At 45.0% G+C, this 996-nt stretch carries 1 pseudogene; it reads left to right on the top strand.

The features are described 5' to 3' along the window. Nucleotides 1–996: pseudogene (locus R7190_RS25945) on the top strand (cadherin repeat domain-containing protein); the annotation flags it as partial.

The following is a 996-nucleotide window of genomic DNA, read 5'->3' as shown; positions in this document are numbered from 1 at the left end:
GTGCGGTTATCACACCTGTGATGAGTGGGGGAGAAGCCAAAGCAAGCTACCGTCTGATTAACCAAGCTGAGCCGGTGGTTGAGTTGTTATCTTCAGATTCTGGTCGTTTGAAAGTGCTGCATGCTGGCGACTACCAAGTGGAAGTGACGTTAACTGCACGTAACTATACAACTAAAACCGTATTGGTTAACGGCACCATTAATAAAGCGGATCATCCAGGTCTTACGACGAAGCTTCAAACTGTGGAATTTACGCCATTTAAGACGATTAGTTTGGATTTTGGTAAAACGGTAGGCACTCGCACTTACTCATTTGCTGATACCGTGAGCGAAGAGCTTGCCACGTTAGACAATGCGAAAGCTGAGTTGACGCTAACTAATTACTCTCAATATCATTCTATTGCGTTGGATATTTCTGAGAGTGAATCGCGAGATTACAAAGCGTTACCAAGAACAAGAGTCACGGTTAATGTCGATTTGGCGGAATCGGGTGTTGCAGATAAATACACACAACTTGATAGCGAACAAACCGTCATCGTAAGTACCCTCAGTGCCCCGCAGTTTTCCAATTTAGAAGAAAGTGAGTTTGGCATCATGGGTTCGCGTTCGGTACGTGAACCGACGGATGATGAGCTGCAAAAATTTGGCAAAGGTAAGGTCGCGCTGTTCTTGTTAAAACCAGTGGGTAGCGATGACCGAACCAAACAAAAGGCAGTCTGGGTACATGTTGCTCGATTTGATGGCTGTACAGCGGATCTGTTTTCTAATGATCTAAAACCATTTGATGCGATTGATTATGACGCTGCAGGTTATTGTTCGAACGGTAGTACGATTCGCATGACTCGCTTTTTAGTGATTGACGACTCTAAACTAGAAAATATTGAGTATGAGTTGGCAGCGCCAATCGTGTACTACCGTCGCGGTCAACGTGAGTTCTTAGCGAGTGATGACGGCGGTTTTTATGCCAAGCCAAATGTGGTGTACGGCAAAAGCAAGT

It is taken from the genome of Vibrio sp. 1078-1 (genome assembly GCF_033340475.1).
Note: the sequence above shows the minus strand (reverse complement) of the source record. Positions and strands in the feature narration are given on the sequence as shown.